Annotated in this window: 21 protein-coding genes and 1 riboswitch; of the genes, 7 read left to right on the top strand and 14 right to left on the bottom strand. The window is 68.6% G+C overall.

Annotated features, from left to right (window positions below; genetic code table 11):
• The coding region (locus VSO01S_RS22465) for a SpoIIE family protein phosphatase (protein ID WP_153305375.1) at positions 1 to 256 on the top strand (256 nt) is incomplete at its 5' end.
• 13 nt (positions 257 to 269) lie between these two features.
• Here VSO01S_RS22465 and VSO01S_RS22460 read toward each other — a convergent pair.
• The 5 genes from VSO01S_RS22460 to VSO01S_RS22440 all read right to left on the bottom strand — a co-directional run bounded on the left by VSO01S_RS22460 (position 270) and on the right by VSO01S_RS22440 (position 5845).
• A complete protein-coding gene (locus VSO01S_RS22460; protein ID WP_084242043.1) occupies positions 270 to 2027 on the bottom strand; it encodes a winged helix-turn-helix domain-containing tetratricopeptide repeat protein in 1758 nt (585 codons plus the stop codon).
• A 126-nt stretch (positions 2028 to 2153) separates the two neighbouring features.
• Complete coding sequence (locus tag VSO01S_RS22455; protein ID WP_068645017.1) at positions 2154 to 2564, bottom strand: hypothetical protein; 411 nt, start codon at positions 2562 to 2564, stop codon at positions 2154 to 2156.
• A 146-nt stretch (positions 2565 to 2710) separates the two neighbouring features.
• The gene (locus VSO01S_RS22450) at positions 2711 to 3388 is read right to left on the bottom strand and encodes a hypothetical protein (RefSeq protein WP_068645016.1); all 678 of its coding nucleotides are present in this window, start codon (positions 3386 to 3388) and stop codon (positions 2711 to 2713) included.
• Positions 3385 to 4803 carry a selenium-binding protein SBP56-related protein gene (locus VSO01S_RS22445; protein WP_068645015.1) on the bottom strand — a complete coding sequence of 473 codons (1419 nt, stop codon included), beginning with the start codon at positions 4801 to 4803 and terminating at the stop codon, positions 3385 to 3387. The genes VSO01S_RS22450 and VSO01S_RS22445 overlap by 4 nt, the downstream gene beginning before the upstream one ends.
• Before the next feature lie 130 nt (positions 4804 to 4933).
• Positions 4934 to 5845 (bottom strand): DUF808 domain-containing protein, encoded by a 912-nt coding sequence (locus tag VSO01S_RS22440; RefSeq protein ID WP_068645014.1) that lies wholly within the window; start codon positions 5843 to 5845, stop codon positions 4934 to 4936.
• A gap of 122 nt (positions 5846 to 5967) precedes the next feature.
• On the opposite strand from VSO01S_RS22440, the gene VSO01S_RS22435 reads away from it, so the two are divergent.
• Together VSO01S_RS22435 and VSO01S_RS22430 are read left to right on the top strand one after the other, a co-directional pair.
• Positions 5968 to 6801, top strand: a complete 834-nt coding sequence (locus tag VSO01S_RS22435; protein ID WP_068645013.1) for a DUF2092 domain-containing protein — start codon at positions 5968 to 5970, stop codon at positions 6799 to 6801.
• A 15-nt stretch (positions 6802 to 6816) separates the two neighbouring features.
• Positions 6817 to 7353 carry a hypothetical protein gene (locus VSO01S_RS22430; RefSeq protein ID WP_068645012.1) on the top strand — a complete coding sequence of 179 codons (537 nt, stop codon included), beginning with the start codon at positions 6817 to 6819 and terminating at the stop codon, positions 7351 to 7353.
• Positions 7354 to 7469: 116 nt separating this feature from the next.
• Here the strand turns inward: VSO01S_RS22430 and thiC are convergent, their stop codons facing one another.
• Positions 7470 to 9365, bottom strand: coding sequence for a phosphomethylpyrimidine synthase ThiC (thiC, locus tag VSO01S_RS22425; RefSeq protein WP_068645011.1), 1896 nt, complete (start codon positions 9363 to 9365; stop codon positions 7470 to 7472).
• Between the two features lie 139 nt (positions 9366 to 9504).
• Positions 9505 to 9609, bottom strand: a riboswitch (TPP riboswitch).
• 43 nt (positions 9610 to 9652) lie between these two features.
• Positions 9653 to 10171 (bottom strand): GNAT family N-acetyltransferase, encoded by a 519-nt coding sequence (locus VSO01S_RS22420; protein WP_068645010.1) that lies wholly within the window; start codon positions 10169 to 10171, stop codon positions 9653 to 9655.
• Between the two features lie 108 nt (positions 10172 to 10279).
• Here VSO01S_RS22420 and VSO01S_RS27785 point away from each other — a divergent pair, with 108 nt between their 5' ends.
• Genes VSO01S_RS27785 through VSO01S_RS22410 form a run of 3 tightly spaced genes read left to right on the top strand, consistent with a single transcriptional unit; the run spans position 10280 to position 11014 of the window.
• Positions 10280 to 10423: a hypothetical protein gene (locus VSO01S_RS27785; RefSeq protein WP_169804109.1), complete on the top strand. Its 144-nt coding sequence runs from the start codon at positions 10280 to 10282 to the stop codon at positions 10421 to 10423.
• 4 nt (positions 10424 to 10427) lie between these two features.
• Complete coding sequence (locus tag VSO01S_RS22415; RefSeq protein ID WP_068645009.1) at positions 10428 to 10712, top strand: VF530 family protein; 285 nt, start codon at positions 10428 to 10430, stop codon at positions 10710 to 10712.
• A 2-nt stretch (positions 10713 to 10714) separates the two neighbouring features.
• Positions 10715 to 11014: a 2Fe-2S iron-sulfur cluster-binding protein gene (locus tag VSO01S_RS22410; protein ID WP_068645021.1), complete on the top strand. Its 300-nt coding sequence runs from the start codon at positions 10715 to 10717 to the stop codon at positions 11012 to 11014.
• 303 nt (positions 11015 to 11317) lie between these two features.
• Here the strand turns inward: VSO01S_RS22410 and VSO01S_RS22405 are convergent, their stop codons facing one another.
• The 3 genes from VSO01S_RS22405 to VSO01S_RS22400 all read right to left on the bottom strand — a co-directional run bounded on the left by VSO01S_RS22405 (position 11318) and on the right by VSO01S_RS22400 (position 13493).
• Positions 11318 to 11644, bottom strand: coding sequence for an EthD family reductase (locus VSO01S_RS22405; protein ID WP_068645008.1), 327 nt, complete (start codon positions 11642 to 11644; stop codon positions 11318 to 11320).
• A gap of 39 nt (positions 11645 to 11683) precedes the next feature.
• Positions 11684 to 11848 carry a hypothetical protein gene (locus VSO01S_RS27300; RefSeq protein WP_153305374.1) on the bottom strand — a complete coding sequence of 55 codons (165 nt, stop codon included), beginning with the start codon at positions 11846 to 11848 and terminating at the stop codon, positions 11684 to 11686.
• A 376-nt stretch (positions 11849 to 12224) separates the two neighbouring features.
• Entirely contained in the window at positions 12225 to 13493 is a 1269-nt protein-coding gene (locus VSO01S_RS22400) for an MFS transporter (RefSeq protein ID WP_281179854.1), read from the bottom strand.
• A gap of 94 nt (positions 13494 to 13587) precedes the next feature.
• On the opposite strand from VSO01S_RS22400, the gene trxC reads away from it, so the two are divergent.
• On the top strand, positions 13588 to 14037 hold the full coding sequence (gene trxC / locus VSO01S_RS22395) for a thioredoxin TrxC (protein WP_068645007.1): 450 nt from the start codon (positions 13588 to 13590) through the stop codon (positions 14035 to 14037).
• Between the two features lie 15 nt (positions 14038 to 14052).
• Here the strand turns inward: trxC and VSO01S_RS22390 are convergent, their stop codons facing one another.
• The 4 genes from VSO01S_RS22390 to VSO01S_RS22375 form a co-directional block, all read right to left on the bottom strand.
• Positions 14053 to 15237 carry a glycosyltransferase gene (locus VSO01S_RS22390; protein WP_068645019.1) on the bottom strand — a complete coding sequence of 395 codons (1185 nt, stop codon included), beginning with the start codon at positions 15235 to 15237 and terminating at the stop codon, positions 14053 to 14055.
• A gap of 10 nt (positions 15238 to 15247) precedes the next feature.
• On the bottom strand, positions 15248 to 16147 hold the full coding sequence (locus VSO01S_RS22385) for a UDP-2,3-diacylglucosamine diphosphatase (protein ID WP_068645006.1): 900 nt from the start codon (positions 16145 to 16147) through the stop codon (positions 15248 to 15250).
• A 99-nt stretch (positions 16148 to 16246) separates the two neighbouring features.
• A complete protein-coding gene (locus VSO01S_RS22380) occupies positions 16247 to 17290 on the bottom strand; it encodes a transporter (RefSeq protein WP_068645005.1) in 1044 nt (347 codons plus the stop codon).
• A 116-nt stretch (positions 17291 to 17406) separates the two neighbouring features.
• Positions 17407 to 17727 (bottom strand): porin (locus VSO01S_RS22375; RefSeq protein WP_153305373.1); only part of this gene is annotated, 321 nt, incomplete at its 5' end.

Below are 17727 nucleotides of genomic sequence, written 5' to 3'. Positions count from 1 at the left end.
CCAGCGCTTCGACGTGGGCCGCGCGTTTCTCGCGGCGGGCGAGGTGCTGCTGGGCTACACCGACGGCGTGACCGAGGCCGCGGGCAGCGAAGGCGCCTTTGGCGAGCCGCGCCTGGCGCAGACGGTGGGCGCGCAGCCGGCCCGTTCGAGCGAGCTGCTGCTACAGCGCGTGGAAGCGGCGCTGGACGGCTACAGCCGCCAGGCCGCGGCGGCCGACGACATCACCATGGTGGCGCTGCGGCGGGCGATGGATTGACGCCAGGTCCGAACTAGTTTTCAGGCAAGCCCGCCTCCCGCATGGCCGCGATGAGGCGATCGCGGCCCGCCCGATAGATCTCGGAGCCGGCAGGGTTGTTGGTGAGTTGGCGTGATGCCGAACTGGTCGGCATCAGGCGCAGATGCTCGGCCATGTGCGAGCGGGCTTCTTCGGGGCGGCCCTGGACAATGTCCACCGCAGCCAGATTCGCATAAGCGAGACCGTAGGTCGGCCGCTGCGCCACGGCACGTTGCGCCATGGCGTAGGCCGTGTCGTCGTCGCCCCGGACAAAGGCAAGGTTCGACAGCATCCCCCAGGCGCTGGCGCTGACGCGGGGACTGCGCTTGCCGATCTTCAAGGCGGCCTCGCATTGCGCCTGCGCGTCGTCCAGCCGGCCCATGTACATCAGCGCAGCCGCGTAGCGCACCCGCGCGTTGGCATTGGCGGGCTGGTTGAGCGCGGCACGCTCGAAGAACTGCAGGGCCAGGTCGGGGCGGTTGCGAAACAACTGGACATTCGCCCAATTGATGAGCGCGATGTTGTTCTCCGGTGCCAGGATGATGGCGCGTTCGGCCACGCGCTCGGACTCGCCAGGGTCCGCCGGCAGCGGCTCGCCCGAGTACCCGAAGCGCTCAGACATGAGCGCTGCGCCCAGACCCGTCAGCGCGCCCACGGAGTCGGGATCGACCCGCAGCGCCGCCTCGAGGCGAGCGCGGGCACGCGCGACGTCCTCCACCGACTGGCGCAGGTCCAGGTCGCCCCATCCCGCCACCATCAGGTCCACCGCATCCGGCCGGAAGCCCGGCGAATTCATGCGCTCGCGGTGCAGGTCGCGGTAGCGCACCCGCAACGAACCCACGGCCTGCTGCGCTGCATCCAGGCCGACCCCCGCCTCCGTCACATCCGGAAAATCGAGGCGCTCGGTCCAGATGACCTGGCCCTGTGGGATCGAACGGACCTGCAGGTCGATGACCAGTCGCGTTCCGCTGGTTGCCAGCGTGCCGGTCATGGCATGGCGCACGCCTTCCGGTTGGGCCGAGCGGATCACCCGCATGTTGAGGTTGCTGAGCTGCGCGGCGATCTCGTTGGGCAGATCTTCACGTATCCGTTCGGGCGACGGCGTACTGCCGATGTCCTGGAACGGCAGCACGGCGATGCTGTACCGATTGGCGTATTCCTCGTCGAGGCGCAAGGGCGCGGGCCGGCTGCGGATGTAGACCCCTGCGCCCGCCAGGACCAGGAGCCACGCGGCAAGGAAGGCAGCGAGGTACTGCCACCTGCGGCGTTGCGCGGTTGCCGGTGCCGGCGCCGGTACACGTGACGGCGCAGGTGTCATCGCAGGCTGCCCGAGCGCAGCTGCCGCGGCGGCGGCCCCCTGCCTGGCCGGGGCCGCACGCACCACCAGCGCCTCGAACATGTAGCCGCGGCGCGGATGCGTGGTGATCAGCTCGGCGCCCTGTGCGCCCAGGCGGCTGCGAAGCTCGCCCACGCACTGCACCAGCGAATCGTCGGTGACCACCACGTCGCCCCAGATGCTCTCCATCAGCTCCTGCTTGCTGATCAGGCGCCCGGGGTTGCGCAGGAAGTAGCGCAGCAGGGCCGTGGGCTTGGGACTGAGCGGCACCAGCGCGCCGCCGCGCCGCAGTTGCTCGCGAGCCGGGTCGAACTCGAAATCGGAGAAGCGCAGCACGTCTGCACCGCCGGCGCCGTCAGGGGCGGCTTCAGGCGGTGAGTGGCCTTGCGGCCTTGGGTGGGACGGCGCAGCATGCATGGCTCACCCTCCTCGGCTGGCGGACAGCCGGCGCGCAGCGCGCGCGAGCCGCCGTCGTCGTCCTCATTATCTGCCGCAGGTGCGCGCCGGAAAACACCCAGAGGGGGGATGCGCGGCGCCGGCGCTTCACTTGGCGGCGGTCACGGGCGCAGCAGGCGTCGTCGGGATGAGCTGGCTGTTGACCTTGGACTCCTTGGCCACGTTCTGGTCGGGCGCGTTGGCGGCGGCCACGGCGCCGGCGGCCACCGCGTTCGGGTCGGCCACGCTGGTGAACACCAGGGCCCTCGATTCGGCCGGCGGGCCGCCGGGCAGGCTGGCCTTGAGGGCCTGCTGCCGCGCAATCTCGGGATCCATGGCAGAGCCGGTACGTGCATCGCCGTGTGTTCCCATGGCGCCGTTCTGGTCCGGTGCATGCGCGGTGGAGACGGCTTCGGCGTAGACCTCTTCCGACGTGCGCGGACTTTGCTGCGCTCCAACCACGCCGACGGCCAGGCTCCATGCCGCCCAGACGGCGCGGCTGACAAGACTGATCTTCATGATGCGCTCCTGTTCGTGCTGAAAGTGGCTTGCCGCGCACCGAAACAAGGCTCGGTGACGATGGCCGACACAAGGTAGGCGCGAAGGCGGCGCCCCACACGTCCAAAGGACGATGGTTCGCCGATGGATTGCCGAAATGGCGGCGCCTAGGCTGTGGCCATGGCCGCAACGCCCGCCGCCATCAAGCCCACCGCCCAGACCCGGTCCAGGTTCAGCCACGCCCGCTGCAGCACGCGCAGGCCCAGGTAGCGGTAGACGAGCCACGCCACGCCCAGTCCGGCCCCGAGCATGGCCAGCGTGTGCACCAGCGACACCATCAGCGCGGTGCCCAGGCTTTGCTGCATCAACGCGCGCAGCGCGCCGGCATCCGCGCCGCCGGCCACGGCGGACGACGAATCGCACAGGCCGATGAAGACCGGCAGCAGCATCAGTCCCGCGCCGTGCACGCTGGCCATCAGGAAGGACCACAGCGCCAGTTGCGTCGGCCGGATTCGCGCGAGCCAGCGATGCCGGTGCAGCGCGCGCGACCACGGCATGAGCAGCGCCGCACCAAAAAGCAGCACCAGCAACCCGGCACCCAGGCGGATCTCGCGGCTCCACTGCATGAGCCAGCTGAGCAGGGCAAAGGGCAGCAGCACCAGGGCCATGGCCAGCAGGTGGCCGGCGCCCAGCGGCAGCCACGCGCCCCACACGTCGGCAGCGCGCCGTCCGTCCAGTCCGCGCGCGACGGCCAGCGGCCAGCCCATGGCCGGGTTGAGGCCGTGGTACACGCCCAGCAGCACCACGCCCGACCACAGCCAGGCGCTGGCGACAAGGTTGCTCATGCCGACGAATAGCAGAACGAATCGGTCGAGCAGTCGCCGCCCTGCAGCCGCACCTGGTGCGCCGCGTACTCGTCGCCGAAGTCGACCATGAACTTCGCGTCGAGCTCGATGCCGCCGTCCGCGCCCACGTGGCACATCACCTGCCGGCCAGGAATGCCCTTGGCATAGCCGGGATAAAACTGCGCGTCCCACTTGCTGTAGAGCGAGTTGGTGAAGTACACGCGCTTGCCGTCGCGGCTGATCTCCGTCATTTGCGGGCCGCCGCCGAAGTCCTTGCCATTGGGGTGCGGCGTGCGCCGGGCAATGCCGCCCACGTGCACGCTGCCGCTGAGCCTGGGGTTCATCGGGTCGCTCACCTCGTACTGGCGCAGCTCGCCCGTGCCCCAGCAGGCCACGTACAGGAAGCGGTCGTCCATCGACAGGTCGATGTCGCTGATGAGCGGCGGCACGGCGCCGAAGCCCTGCAGCAGCGGCGGCAGCAGCGAGGCGTCGGCCGGCTCGGGCGGGATCACGGCGGTCTTCTTCGCATTGAAGGTGCCGTCCTTCTCGCGCCACCAGGTCCAGATGGAGCCCTCGAGGTTGGTGGTGTCGACCACCACGCCGACAAAGCCCCACTCGCGCACCGGGTCGTGCGCCGGGCGCACTTCCAGCGGCATCTGGTGGTTGGCGCCCAGGTCGATGGTCTGCACATGGCGGCGCCCGCGCAGGTCCCAGAAGTGCAGCTGATGCCCGTACCTGTTGGCCAGCAGGTCCTCGGCCACGATGCCGTTCTCGAACTGCGGCGGCAGGCCCCATTCGCTGGACACCATGTAGTCGCGCGGCAGGTTCCACCAGAAGTCGTAGTGCAGCTTTTGCGGGCCGCGCTCGATCTCCCACTTGCCCAGGACCTCGAAGCTTTCGCAGTCCATCAGGAACACGCCGGGCGGCCCCTCGGTGCCGTCGGCGCCCGCGCCGCCCAAAGTACTGATGTACAGGCCCTCGGGACCGCAATGCACGGTGTGCGGGCGCGAATAGCCGGTCTTCTTCAGCACCTCCTCGGGCTCGATGGTGCGCACCAGGCGGGGCTGGCGCGGGTCGGGCTCGGTATCCACCACGTACACGCGCGACGAGCGGATGCCCGGAATGATCAGGTAGCGGCGCTTGAGAAAGGCATGCCCCGACATGGGCCACAGCGCCGAGCTGCACGCATTCCAGCCGAAGTGGTGGAACTCGTCGCCCTTGTGCGGCATGTCGAGCCGGTACAGCACGCTGCCGTAGGTCTTGGACGACGGGTCGACGTCCACCACGGCCAGTGCGTCCGGCCGCGACGCATCGGGCGACAGCAGCGCGGTGTAGGCGATGCGTTCGGGTTCCGCTTCCATCGCCAGGCGCGGCGAGGGGTGGAAGCTCGGGTCGGTGCGAAGGGATTCGGGCATGGCGGCTCCTCGGCAACGGGGACGACGGAAGGCACACGCAAGATGAAATGCGCGCAAAAGTATGCGCCCTGCCCGGCCTGCCGACAGCGGCCGATACACACATTACGGCGCGCTACAAGCGCGCCGCATTTCAGGCGGCCTTCCGGCCGAGGAGCTTCTTGCCCGCTTCCACGGCCAGCAGCACGATGGCGCCCGCGATCACGCCCACCACCAGGTTCGCCAGCATGGCGCCCAGCGCGGACGCGAGGCCGCCGAACTGCGCCAGCCAGCCCTCGATGCCGTGGCCCAGGGCTGGCACGCCATGCACCAGGATGCCGCCGCCCACGAGGAACATGGCGGCGGTGCCCAGGATCGACAGCGCCTTCATCAGCCACGGCGCCAGGCGCAGCAGGCCGCGGCCGACGGCCTGCGCCATGGCGCTTGCACGCTGGCTGAGATACAGGCCCGCGTCGTCCAGCTTCACGATGCCGGCCACCAGGCCGTACACCCCCACCGTCATGGCGATGGCAATGCCCACCAGCACCGTCAGCTGCGTGCCGAAGGGGCGGCCGGCCACCGTGCCCAGGGTGATGACGATGATTTCGGCCGAGAGGATGAAGTCGGTGCGGATCGCGCCCTTGATCTTGTCCTTCTCCACCGCGCGCAGATCCACCGTCTGGTTGACCAGTGCCCGCTCCAGCTCGGCCCGTTCGGCCTGTGCCTCTTCCTTGTGCAGGAACTTATGGGCTAGTTTTTCCACGCCTTCGAAGCACAGGAAGGCACCGCCGATCATCAAGAGCGGAATCACGGCCCAGGGCGCGAAGGTGCCGATGAGCAGCGCCGCCGGCACCAGGATCGCCTTGTTCACGAACGAGCCCTTGGCCACCGCCCACACCACCGGCAGCTCGCGGTCCGCCTTGACGCCGCTCACCTGCTGCGCATTGAGCGCGAGGTCGTCGCCCAGCACGCCGGCCGTCTTCTTGGCGGCGACCTTGGTAAGGACGGAGACGTCGTCGAGAACCGTGGCGATGTCGTCGAGCAGCAGCAGGAGGCTGGAGGCCATGGGTGTTGTCGCAATGGAGTTGAACCTGGGTGCCCATCGTACAAGGTGGGTCTGGACAGGTTCCGGCATGCCGGTTAAGTTCGCCCACTTCCGCCGATCTCGGCAATTCGGGAGTCCCATCAATGACATTCACAAAACTCAGCACCGCTCTTTGCGCCGCCGCCTTCCTGGCGGCGTGCAGCACCAGCAGCCCGCCCCCATCTTCTTCTTCCGCGTCCACCGCGCCTGCGCCTTCTGCCGCCAAGCCTGCCGCCAGCACCGCTGCCGCGAGCGGCGCATCGCAGCAGAACCTGGTGGACCCGTCGGCTGTGCAGGCCATGAAGAACATGAGCGCGTACCTGCGAACGCTGCAGCGCTATGAAGTGTCGCTGGACCTGACCGGCGAACGCGTGCTGAGCGACGGGCAGAAGCTGATGCACTCCGCCTCCGCCGACGTCGAGGTGGCACAGCCCAACCGCATCAAGGCATCCACCGCCACGGCAACGTCGCGGCGCGTGCTCAGCTTCGACGGCAAGAAGGTCTCGCTGCTGTTCCCCGATTCCAACTACTACTCGAGCGTCGACTATTCAGGCACGGTGGGCGACCTGGTGAACAAGCTCAAGACCGATTTCGGCGTCGAGCTTCCGGCGGCGGACCTGTTCGTCTGGGGCACCTCGGCCGCGCCCTTCGACAACCTGCAGTCGGCCATGAACGCCGGCCAGGCCATCGTGGGCGGCACGCTGTGCGACCAGTACGCCTTTCGCCAGCCGGGCATCGACTGGCAGATCTGGCTGAGCGCCGGCGCCAATCCGCTGCCCATGAAGCTGGTCGTCACCAGCCTGCAGGACGATGCGCGCCCGCAATCCGTCACCGAATTCCGCTGGAACCTCAAGCCCGCGTTCAAGGATTCCGCCTTCACCTTCGTGCCGCCGGCCGGCGCGAAGGCCATCAACATGGTCCAGGTCAAGAAGCAATAAGGGAGCACGCACGCCATGACAAAACCCAATTCGTTCGGACGATCGATCGCGGCCATCTCGGTGGCCGTCCTTCTGGCTGCAACCATGGCGCCCGCCGAGGCGCAAAGGCATGGGGGCGGCGGCCACGCGGCACGCGGAGGCGGCGGCCATGCCGGTGGCGGACATGTCGGCGGCGCGCACGCCGGTGGCGGTGCGCGGCCCCAGGTCAACAACGCGCGGGCCGATTCGCGCAGCCGGAACGTGCGCAATACCAGCGTCAACAACGTCAACGCCAACCGGAACGTCAACGTCAATTCCAACCGCAACGTGAACGTGAACGTGGACAACCACGGCGGCTGCTGCGGCTGGGACAACGATTTCCATCCCGTGGCCACGGCGGCCGCCGTTACTGCGACGGTGGCGGTTACCTCGGCGGTGGTGGGCTCCATGGTGCGCACCGTGCCCGCGGGCTGCGTGCCGGTGAACTACGGCGGCATGGTCTACCAGCAGTGCGGCGCCACCTGGTACGTGCCGCAGGGCGGCCAGTACATGGTGGTCGCGCCGCCGTACTGATTCGCTCTTTCTCCTTCCCCCGCTGGGGGAAGGCCGGGATGGGGCACGCAAGGCTTGTCGGCAAGCGCGCCGCTTGCCCCCACCCCAACCCTCCCCCAGCGGGGGAGGGCTTCTCGTCAAGTCGCAGACGCGATGGGGATGTAGATCTCCCCGCCGGCGCGGCGGAATTCATCCGCCTTCTGCGCCATGCCCTGCTCCAGCGCCGCTTGTTCGCTCACACCCTGGGCGGCAGCGAACTCGCGCACTTCCTGCGTGATCTTCATCGAGCAGAACTTCGGCCCGCACATGGAGCAGAAATGCGCCTCCTTGCTCGAATCCTTGGGCAGGGTCTCGTCGTGGAAGTCGCGCGCCGTCTCCGGGTCCAGGCTCAGGTTGAACTGGTCGTGCCAGCGGAACTCGAAGCGCGCCTTGCTCAACGCGTCGTCGCGCGCCCGTGCGCCCGGGTGGCCCTTGGCCACGTCGGCCGCATGCGCCGCGATCTTGTAGGCGATGATGCCGGCCTTCACGTCCTCGCGGTCGGGCAGGCCCAGGTGTTCCTTGGGCGTGACGTAGCAGAGCATGGCGGTGCCGAACCAGCCGATCATGGCCGCGCCGATGGCCGAGGCGATGTGGTCGTAGCCCGGCGCCACGTCGATGGTCAGCGGGCCCAGCGTGTAGAACGGCGCCTCGTGGCAGTGCTTGAGCTGCTCTTCCATGTTGGCCTGGATCATGTGCATGGGCACGTGGCCGGGGCCTTCGATCATGGTCTGCACATCGTGCTTCCAGGCGAGCTTCGTGAGTTCGCCCAGCGTGCGCAGTTCGGCAAACTGCGCCTCGTCATTCGCATCCGCCGCGCAGCCCGGGCGCAGGCCGTCGCCCAGCGAGAAGCTCACGTCGTACTGCTTCATGATGTCGCAGATGTCTTCGAAGTGCGTGTACAGGAAGCTTTCCTTGTGGTGCGCGATGCACCACTTGGCCATGATCGAGCCGCCGCGCGAGACGATGCCGGTGCGGCGGGCGGCCGTGAGGTGGATGAAGGGCAGGCGCAGGCCGGCATGGATGGTGAAGTAGTCCACGCCCTGCTCCGCCTGCTCGATGAGCGTGTCGCGGTAGATCTCCCAGGTCAGGTCTTCGGCCACGCCGCCCACTTTTTCCAGCGCCTGGTAGATCGGCACGGTGCCGATGGGCACGGGCGAGTTGCGCACGATCCAGTCGCGCGTGGTGTGGATGTTGCGGCCCGTGCTCAGGTCCATCACGTTGTCCGCGCCCCAGCGGATGGCCCACACCAGTTTTTCCACCTCTTCCTCGATGCTGGAGGTGACGGCCGAGTTGCCGATGTTGGCGTTGATCTTCACGAGGAAGTTGCGGCCGATGGCCATCGGCTCCACCTCGGGGTGATTGATGTTGGCCGGGATGATGGCGCGGCCGCGCGCCACCTCGTCGCGCACGAACTCGGGCGTGACGATCTTCGGAATGCTCGCCCCCATGGGGTTGCCGGCCAGGCGCGCCTCGCGACCGGCATCGGCGAGGTACTCGGCCATCCACTCGCGGCGGCCGTTCTCGCGGATGGCCACGTATTCCATCTCGGGCGTGATGATGCCCTTCTTGGCGTAGTGCATCTGCGTGACGTTGGCACCCGGGATGGCCTTGCGCGGCTGGCGCTGCAGGGCGGCAGCCTCGCGGCGCAATTCGGCCACGCGGGCGCTGGCTTCGTCCTTGGTGCCGTCGTCCACGGCCTGCAGCGCACGACCCTCGTAGAAGGCGGTGTCGGCGCGCGCGTCGATCCACCCGCGGCGCACCTGCGGCAGGCCGCTGCGGATGTCGATGGCCACCTTCGGGTCGGTGTAGGGGCCCGAGGTGTCGTACAGCGACACGGTCTCGCCATTGGTGAGCTTCACCTCGCGCATGGGCACGGCGATCTGCGGATGCACGGCACCGGCGACGTGCGTTTTCGTGGAGGCGGGAAACGGCTCACGGGCGCGCGCCAATAGCTCTGTGAAGCTGGCGAGCTTGGAGTCGAGGGGGGCGTTCATCAGGGGTCCTTTCCGAGGGGTGGCAACTTCTAATCGCAAGTTGCTCCGGAAAGTGCCCTGGGAGGTGTGCGTGCCACTGCGGGTGGCACGCGGGCCTGAATGGGTTCAGGTGGCCTGCGTGCCCTTTGCGGGCCTGCTTGTTCTCAGGTTCAGCTCTTCTTCCGCCGGTATTAACCGGATCAAGTTCTCGGGTCCGGCCTTCGATCAGGCCGTCTCAGCACACTGTGCACCCCGGAGCAGGCGCGATTGTCAGGGCGAATCGCGCCCGCGGTCAACCCGCGCCGTTGTCAGGCCACGTCTCGTTTCAAACGAATCTCTTCGATGCGCACCGTGCCCACGGCCGTGGTCTTGGCGGTCTTCATCTCGCGCTTGAAGCCGGCCAGCTCGATGAAGCGGATGGCGCGCTGGTTGCGCAGCGGCACCCAGATGGTGACGGTGGTGCAGCCTTCTTCCTCGAGGCCTTCGCGCGCGGCGTCCCACAGGGCCACGCCGATGCCCTTGCCCCAGTGCTCGGGCTTGATGTGCAGGGCCCAGATCTCGCCGGCGGTGGCGGGCGTCTTGGGGTCGCGCGAGCGGTCGAAGCCGACAAAGCCGACCACGGCACCGTCGACCTCGGCCACGTGGATCTGCGGTTCGGCGTACTCGATGGCCTCGCGCCACTTGGCCTCGCGCGAGGCCGGTGCGAGCAGCGCCAGCTGGTCCTCGGGCAGGATGTCCGTGTAGGCGGCCTGGGTGGCGGCGGCATGAACTTCGGCAACGGCTTTGGCGTCGCGCAGGGTGGCGGGGCGGACTTTGTAGTCGGACATCGGGAAACTCGAACGATCGGGAGAAAAATTGGGGGAAAGCCCTCTATTGTCGCCTGTCCGGCCCGGGCCAGCGTCCGGGCATAAACTCATTGGATTACGGAGAACGCTATGGCCAAAGGTCAGCAACGCAGCAACAAGGAAGCCAGGAAGCCGAAGAAGGACAGCGCGCCGCCCAAGCCGCTGTCGGGCGCGCCCATGCAGCCCACCATGACCACCGCCGTCATTCCGCGCGGCAAGCTCAAGAACAAATAGCGAAGTGAATGCATCGTCGCCGCCTGGGCAACCACCTTCTCAGCCGCAAGCCCAGCCGCGCAATCCGCTGCACGGCCTGACGCTGGAGGCCATCGTCACCGCGCTGGTCGAGCAGTACGGCTGGCAAGGCCTGGGCGAACGCATCGCGCTGCGCTGCTTCACCAGCGACCCGAGCGTGAGCTCGAGCCTGAAGTTCTTGCGCAAGACGCCCTGGGCCCGCGCCAAGGTCGAAAGTCTCTACCTGTTCATGCTGCGCGAGCAACAGCGGCGCCAACGCGAAAGCCGCTGATGATGACGACGACGACGCGCATCCGCATCGAGCCCGCGGGCTTCGAATTCGATGCAGCGGCCGGACGCACGCTGCTGGAGGCGGCGGAAGACGCGGGGCTGGAGATTCCTGCGTCTTGCCGCAACGGAACATGCCGCACGTGCATCTGCGAGACGCGCGGCGGTGCGGCGGTGCGCTATCGCGTCGAGTGGCCGGGGCTGTCGGTGGACGAGAAGGACGAAGGGTGGGTGCTGCCTTGCGTCGCCGAGCCGATGGGGGACATGACCTTGGTCATTCCGTTTGCCGTGTCGGTGTTTGACTGATTGCCTGGGTTAGCGGGGGCCAAGGCCTGAGTGCCACTGCGGTCCGGCGCTTCACTGTGCCGGTCGGCTGCGCCGACTCCCTTGCGCTCCTCGCCATGGGCGGGGTCCGCGCGAACTCACTCCACTGCGTTCCGTTCAAACAGCGCGCGGCCCTGATCCGCCCATGGCTGCGGTGCTCGGCGGCCCAGAGGCGCGCCGGCCCGCAGTGGCACTCAGGCCTTGGCTGGACACGGCGTGGTGATTTGGTTGTGCAAGGCGCGGCTGGCCAGGCGCCCGGATGTCTTCGGGCTCGACCTGATCCGTTCAACGATCCGACCGCTCGACGACGACCTCGCTCAACTGCACCACCGGCACGATGTCGGTGTAGTTGGCGATGTCGCCGCGGATCTCGGCGCTGTGCGCCTGGCTGGCGGCCAGGTAGGCCTCGGCCGACTCGCAGATGAACGCGCACATCGCCACGAAGGCGGGCGGCGAACCGGGTGCCCGGCCGGACAGGCCCTTTTCGACGGTGTAGTAGGCGCAGGCACTGCCCAGCCTGGCCTTCACCATCGGCATGTGCCGGTCGCGGTAGTAGTCGTGGTCGAAGCGCGCGCCTTCGGTGTAGGGGTACATCACGGTGACCTTGATCATGCGGATCTCCTTGTTTTGGGGGTGCGACAAATGAGACTTCTACCGCATGCCGTCATTCGACTGTTTTCCGGTCAGCGCCGAGCCAACGATTTCGACAAGGCCTGCGAGCGCAAACACGACCGCCGCCACGCCGGAGGCCCCAGCGATGAGCAGGATGATCGACGCGACAAGAATGACTACAGAACAAAGGTGAACGTACTTCATCAAATCCCTTTGAAGGCCCGGGCGCGAAGGACCGCTGTCTGCCGAACTGTGCCATGGCCCGCGAAGATTCCTGCATCTTCCGACTTGCCACACGCCGTCTCCAGGCGAGGCGCGGCCGGGGCTGCGGGCCGGGGGCGATTTCCGGGGCGACGAGGAGCGCAGGCTTCGGAGGCTGCGCGCAAGGGCACCTTGCGCGCTTCGTCATCTGACTCATCGCGACTGTCCGAGCAGAGCTGCGCAGCAGCGGCGCGAGTTCCGCGATGCAGCCCCCGAAGCCGAGCACCGCAGTGAAGTCGGCGCAAAGCGCCGACCGCCCCGGCATGAGCCCCCGGCCCGCAGCCCCGGCCGCGCCTCGCCTGCCCCGCCAACGCAGAAATCAACGCTCGCGGGAAGGCACGATCCGATCCCGCCGCGCCAGGCTCGGAAACAGCCTGACCCACCCCAGCGCCACCAGCACCGTCCCGACGCCGCCGACCACAACAGACCCCACCGGCCCCAGCAGCGCCGCCGTGGCCCCGGACTCGAACTCGCCCAGCTGGTTGCTCGCCCCGATGAAGATCGAGTTGACCGAACTCACGCGCCCGCGCATCTCGTCCGGCGTTTCCAGCTGCACCAGCGTCTGGCGGATCACCACATTGACCATGTCCGCCCCGCCCGAGATCGCCAGCGCGATCAGCGACAGCGTGAAGCTGCGCGACAGGCCGAACACGATCATGCACACGCCGAAGATGCCCACCGCCGCCAGCAGCGTGCGCCCCACATGGCGCTCCACCGGCCGCCGCGTGAGCACGATCGACATCGCCAGCGCGCCCACCGCCGGCGCGCTGCGCAGCAAGCCCAGCCCCCACGGCCCCGTGTGCAGGATGTCCTTGGCATAGATCGGCAGCAGCGCCACCGCCCCGCCCAGCAGCACGGCGAACAGGTCGAGCGAAACGGCCCCGAGCACCGTCTTGCGCTGCCAGATGAACTTCACGCCGGCCAGCACCGTCTCCATCGTCACCGGCTCCTTGGCCCGCAAGGGCTGCTCGTAGCGCAGCATGGCCACCAGCGCCGACGCGACGACGAGCAGCAGCAGGCTGGCGGCATAGACCGCACCGGCACCGGCCACGAACAGCAGGCCGCCCAATGCCGGCCCGCCGATGACCGCGCCTTGTGTACCGGCCGAGCTGAAGGCCATCGCCCGCGGCAAGGCCAGCGGCGGCACCAGCAAGGGCACCAGCGCCTGCTGTGCCGGCATCTGGAACGCGCGCACCCCGCCCAGCACCAAGGACAGCCCCAGCAGCAGCCCGCGCGAGGTGAAGCCGCCGCCCTGCGCCAGCAGCAGCACCAGCGCCACCGCGCCCTGCACCGCCATGCAGACCGCGACGATGCGCCCGCGGTGATGCCGGTCCACCACGTGCCCGGCCCACAGCGCCAGCAGCAGGGCCGGGCCGAACTGGTACAGGCCCACCAGCCCCAGGTCCCAGGCGCTGGAGGTCAGGTCGTACATGTGCCAGCCGATGGCCACCATCAGCATCTGCATGGCGGCCGTGCCGCACACGCGGGCACCCCACATGGCCATGAAGGGGCGCTCGCGGGTGAGATCGGAAAAAGTGAATTGGGCGGAAGGGGAAGAAGACGAATCGGCCATGCGGGCGCCGAGCATATAGCGGACGCGCTGCTGCCCCGCCGCAGGTGCACACTTGCATTTCTGCCCGCCGCCCCACAGATCGGCCTGGAAGCGCCAACCGGTACCCGCCATGACCCAGCCCACCGCCAATACCCTGCACATCGTCTGCCCGCACTGCCACACCACCAACCGCGTGCGCGCCGACCAGCTAGGCAGCGCGCCCGATTGCGGCAGCTGCCACCAGCCCCTGTTCGGCGGGCGGTCTGTGGCACTCGATGCGCAAAGCTTCGAACGCCACCTGCAGCGCAATGAAATTCCGCTCCTGGTTGATTTCTGGGCGCCGTGGTGCGGCCCCTGCCGCCAGATGGCGCCGGGCTTCGAGCAGGCCGCCGCCAGGCTGGAGCCGCACCTGCGCCTGGCCAAGGTCGATACCGAGGCCGTGCCGGCGCTCGGCGCGCGCTACAACATCCGCAGCATCCCGACGCTGGCAATGTTCAAGGGCGGCCGCGAGATCGCGCGCCAGGCGGGCGCGATGGGTGCGGCGGACATCGTCCGCTGGGCGCAGGCGAATCTGCGCTAACGCCGCGGCGTTGGCTCAGCGCAGCGCCGCCCTGCGGTGCGTCAACTGCGCCGACGGCCATTGCGCATCCCGCAAGATGCCCCGCAGAATCTCCGGCAGCTCGAACACCGCCCGGTTGCGCACAGCGGCCGTGGCGGCGCGCAGTTCGGGGAGGCGGCGCAGCATCTGCGCGACCGCCTCGTCCACCTTGGCATAGCTCGGGCACACGATGCCCACGCCCTGCTCGCGCACCCATTGCGTGTTGTAGCGCTCCTGCGGCAGCGTGTAGCGGTTGCGCACCACGATCACGGGCAGCTGCATCTGCACCGCCTCGCTCATGCTGCCGGGGCCGGGCTTGCCGATGAAGAAGTCCGCCAGCTGCATGTAGCGCGCCACATCGGGCGTGAAGCCCAGCACCAGCCGCGGCGCGGCTGCGGGAAGCACCTTCAGCGATTCGGCCAGCGCCGCGTTGTGGCCGCAGGCCAGGATGAGCTGCGTGTCGGGCAGGCGCCGGGCAATGGCCCGCATCGCCTTCGATCCCTGGCCGCCGAACAGCACCAGGCCGGTGGGCCGCTGCGGGTCCAGGCCCAGCCTGGCCCGCTCGACCGCGCGGTCCACCGGCGCCACGTCGTAGAAGGCCGTGCGGATCAACATGCCCGAGGTGGCATGGATCAGCGAAGGCGCATGGCCCGCCGCATGGGCCTGCGCCACCGCGCGCGCGCAGCCGCACACCAGGTGGATCGGCAGGTCCGGCTCCACCCAGAAATGCGGCGGGTAGTCGGCCAAATCGGTCAGCACCGTCACATAGGGCACGCCGGGCAGGCTGGCTGCCAACGCCTCGTACAGCACGCGGTTGAAGTTGGGAATGAGCGAGACCACCATGTCCGGCTCGCGCTGCAGCCAGGCCCGCTGCAGCTGCCGCACCAGCGGCACGTGGCCCCAGCGGATCAGGCCCTGCAGCAGCTTCAACTCCTGCGCCAGGCCCACGGTCCAGCCGCGCGCCAGCCGCTTGTTGTAGAAGTCCTCCGGGTCCATGCCCGTGAGCTTGCGAAAGCCGTCCTTGGGGTCGAGCATTTCGCGCAGGTTCACCAGGCGGACTTGCCAGCCCAGGCCGGCGCGAGCAATGGCCGCCTCCAGCGCCAATGCCGAGGCGCGATGGCCGCCACCCGCATCGAAGTAGACGAGATCGACGACGGGCGCGCTGCTGCCTTGGTGCGGCACGGTGTTCAATTCAAACGTGCTGCGCCGCCGCAGCCGCGCGAGCCGCGCGCTCGGCCGCCCTGGAGGTCACCGGCAGCTCCTGCGCCCACTGCAGGATTTCCAGCCGCCCGTCCGCATGTTCGGCCAGCGCGGTGAGGCTTTCCACCCAGTCGCCGTCGTTGGCGTACAGCACGCCGTCGATGTCGCGCAGCTCCGCATGGTGGATGTGGCCGCACACGACACCCTGCAGGCCGCGCTTGCGCGCCTCGCGCGCCACGGCGTTCTCGAAGTCGCCCACGTAGCTCACGGCGCGCTTGACCTTGAGCTTGAGGTACTTGGACAGCGACCAGTAGGGCAGCCCCATGCGCGCGCGCAGCGAGTTCAGGTGCCGGTTGAGCTTGAGCGTGAACTCGTACAGCGAGTCGCCCACGTGGGCCAGCCACTTGGCGCACTGGATCACGCCGTCGAACAGGTCGCCATGGATGATCCACAGCTTGCGGCCATCGGCCGTCTCGTGCACCCACTCTTCCGCCACCTCCACGCCGCCGAAGGTGTGGTGGATGTACTTGCGGGCGAACTCGTCGTGGTTGCCCGGCACGAAGATCACGCGGGTGCCGCGGCGCGCCTTGCGCAGCAGCTTCTGGATGACGTCGTTGTGCGCCTGCGGCCAGTACCACTGGCGGCGCAGCTGCCAGCCGTCGATGATGTCGCCCACCAGGAACAGCGTCTCGCATTCGGTGTGCTTCAAAAAGTCGAGCAGCGCGCGCGCCTGGCAGCCGGGCGTGCCCAAGTGCAGGTCGGAAATCCACAGCGTTCGAAAGCGTTGCGGCGGGCGTGTGGCGATGTCATCCGCCCCGCCGCCACCGTCCAGCGGGTCCGATGCGGCCGTGTTGTCGCGCCAGGCGGCAAGAAAAGCGTCATCGCGTTGCATGGACGCTCATGCTTGCGTCGCTCGGTGTCGTTGCCGTGTCGAAGCCGTGAAGCTTGAATGACGTCGCAGCCACGCCACGCCGCACAGCCCTTCTTGTTTTCAGCCCTGCCGGTCCTTGCGATGCCGGCGCAACACGATCCACCCGGCGCCCACCGTGAAGGCCACCACCAGCGCCACCAGCACCCAGAAGCCGTGCGGGTTGTCCGCCAGCGGAATGCCGCCCACGTTCATGCCGAACAGGCCCGCCAGGATGTTGATGGGCAGCGCCAGCACCGTGACGATGGTCAGCACGAACAGGCTGCGGTTGTTGTCCTCGTTCACGCTGGCGGCAATCTCTTCCTGCAGCAGCTTGATGCGCTCCTGCAGCGACTGCATGTCGCGCAGCACCACCGAAAATTCTTCGGTGGCGGCGCGCAGTTCCTGCACGTCGCCCTGCGCCATCCAGTCCGGCGGGTTCTGCAGCAGGCGGAACAGCGCCGCCGGCTCCGGCGCCAGCAGGCGCTGCAGCCGCACCAGCAGCCTGCGCAGGCCGCCCAGGCGCGCGGGCCTGGCCACCAGGCGGCCGGCCAGCAGCTGGTCCTCGATCCGGTCCACATGCTCGGTGACCGAGCGCACGATGCCCACCAGCACGTCGGCCTGCGTGCGCATCAGGCGTTCGAGCAAATCGGCGGTGGACCGGAAGGACTCGCCCCGGTTCACCGCCGTGCGCAGGTTGTCCACCGAGCGCAGCGGGTGCCGGCGGCCGGTGACGACCAGGCGGCGGTCCACGCTGATCCACAGGGTGGAGATGTCCGACGCATCGAGCTCGAAGTCGAAATGCACGTCATTGATGACCGCCGTGAGCGATTCGTCGGCGCGCTCGATGCGGGTGGAGTACACGCCGTCGCGCAGCATCTCGAAGAAGTCGGGCGCCAGCCGGGCGTGGCGCGCCAGCCAGCGCTCCGCCCCAACCTGCGCCAGGTTGAAATGCAGCCAGGCGAAGTGCGGCGGCGCGCTGTCCGCGCCATGCTGCAGCCATTGCGCCGCGGCGGCCGACGTCACGGGCCGCCCCACGCCTTCAGCGTCGAACAGGAATCCGCAGATCAGCCCCGCTTCATCGCCACCATAGTTCGCGGTGGCGGCTTCGTGAAAGGTGACAGGCACGTTGAGGCGGGAATCCTGAGGGCATGGCGGCAGCCGCCAGCGGGCGCCTGGTTCGCATGCTGCGCCCGACGTGTGTCAAGCGCGTGTCACGAAGCCGTCATGCGGCCGCCCGCCGATCAGAACGAGTGCCGGATGCCGAAGTCGTAGCCGGTGCCCGTGTCAGCCCGCAAGCCGCCCTGGCCCAGGTTGGCCAGCGTCGGGTTGGTGTAGCCCACCGAACCGTTGGGCGGCAGGGCCGGCGGCAGCGCCGCGCCGTTCTTGTTCTTGGTGTAGGCCGCCGTCGCGTACAGCGCCGTGCGCTTGGACAGGTTGTGCACATAGCCCAGCGCGAACTTGTCCGCCTTCAGCTCGGGCGCGCCCGCCACCACCTGATCGATGTCGGCCTGCAGGTGCGAATACGCCGCGCGGATCAGCCCCACGCCCACCGGCACGCTCGC

Source organism: Variovorax soli NBRC 106424 (assembly GCF_001591385.1).
Classification (GTDB): Bacteria; Pseudomonadota; Gammaproteobacteria; order Burkholderiales; family Burkholderiaceae_C; genus Variovorax; species Variovorax soli.
The sequence above is the reverse complement of the archived record's forward strand: the minus strand, read 5'-3'. Positions and strand labels throughout refer to the sequence as shown.

Bases quoted from the DNA above. Each gene is read 5' to 3' on its own strand.
- VSO01S_RS22460 (WP_084242043.1), bottom strand. From the start codon at position 2,027: ATGCATGCTGCGCCGTCCCACCCAAGGCCGCAAGGCCACTCACCGCCT.
- VSO01S_RS22455 (WP_068645017.1), bottom strand. From the start codon at position 2,564: ATGAAGATCAGTCTTGTCAGCCGCGCCGTCTGGGCGGCATGGAGCCTG.
- VSO01S_RS22450 (WP_068645016.1), bottom strand. From the start codon at position 3,388: ATGAGCAACCTTGTCGCCAGCGCCTGGCTGTGGTCGGGCGTGGTGCTG.
- VSO01S_RS22445 (WP_068645015.1), bottom strand. From the start codon at position 4,803: ATGCCCGAATCCCTTCGCACCGACCCGAGCTTCCACCCCTCGCCGCGC.
- VSO01S_RS22440 (WP_068645014.1), bottom strand. From the start codon at position 5,845: ATGGCCTCCAGCCTCCTGCTGCTGCTCGACGACATCGCCACGGTTCTC.
- VSO01S_RS22435 (WP_068645013.1), top strand. From the start codon at position 5,968: ATGACATTCACAAAACTCAGCACCGCTCTTTGCGCCGCCGCCTTCCTG.
- VSO01S_RS22430 (WP_068645012.1), top strand. From the start codon at position 6,817: ATGACAAAACCCAATTCGTTCGGACGATCGATCGCGGCCATCTCGGTG.
- thiC (WP_068645011.1), bottom strand. From the start codon at position 9,365: ATGAACGCCCCCCTCGACTCCAAGCTCGCCAGCTTCACAGAGCTATTG.
- VSO01S_RS22420 (WP_068645010.1), bottom strand. From the start codon at position 10,171: ATGTCCGACTACAAAGTCCGCCCCGCCACCCTGCGCGACGCCAAAGCC.
- VSO01S_RS27785 (WP_169804109.1), top strand. From the start codon at position 10,280: ATGGCCAAAGGTCAGCAACGCAGCAACAAGGAAGCCAGGAAGCCGAAG.
- VSO01S_RS22410 (WP_068645021.1), top strand. From the start codon at position 10,715: ATGACGACGACGACGCGCATCCGCATCGAGCCCGCGGGCTTCGAATTC.
- VSO01S_RS22405 (WP_068645008.1), bottom strand. From the start codon at position 11,644: ATGATCAAGGTCACCGTGATGTACCCCTACACCGAAGGCGCGCGCTTC.
- VSO01S_RS27300 (WP_153305374.1), bottom strand. From the start codon at position 11,848: ATGAAGTACGTTCACCTTTGTTCTGTAGTCATTCTTGTCGCGTCGATC.
- VSO01S_RS22400 (WP_281179854.1), bottom strand. From the start codon at position 13,493: ATGCTCGGCGCCCGCATGGCCGATTCGTCTTCTTCCCCTTCCGCCCAA.
- trxC (WP_068645007.1), top strand. From the start codon at position 13,588: ATGACCCAGCCCACCGCCAATACCCTGCACATCGTCTGCCCGCACTGC.
- VSO01S_RS22385 (WP_068645006.1), bottom strand. From the start codon at position 16,147: ATGCAACGCGATGACGCTTTTCTTGCCGCCTGGCGCGACAACACGGCC.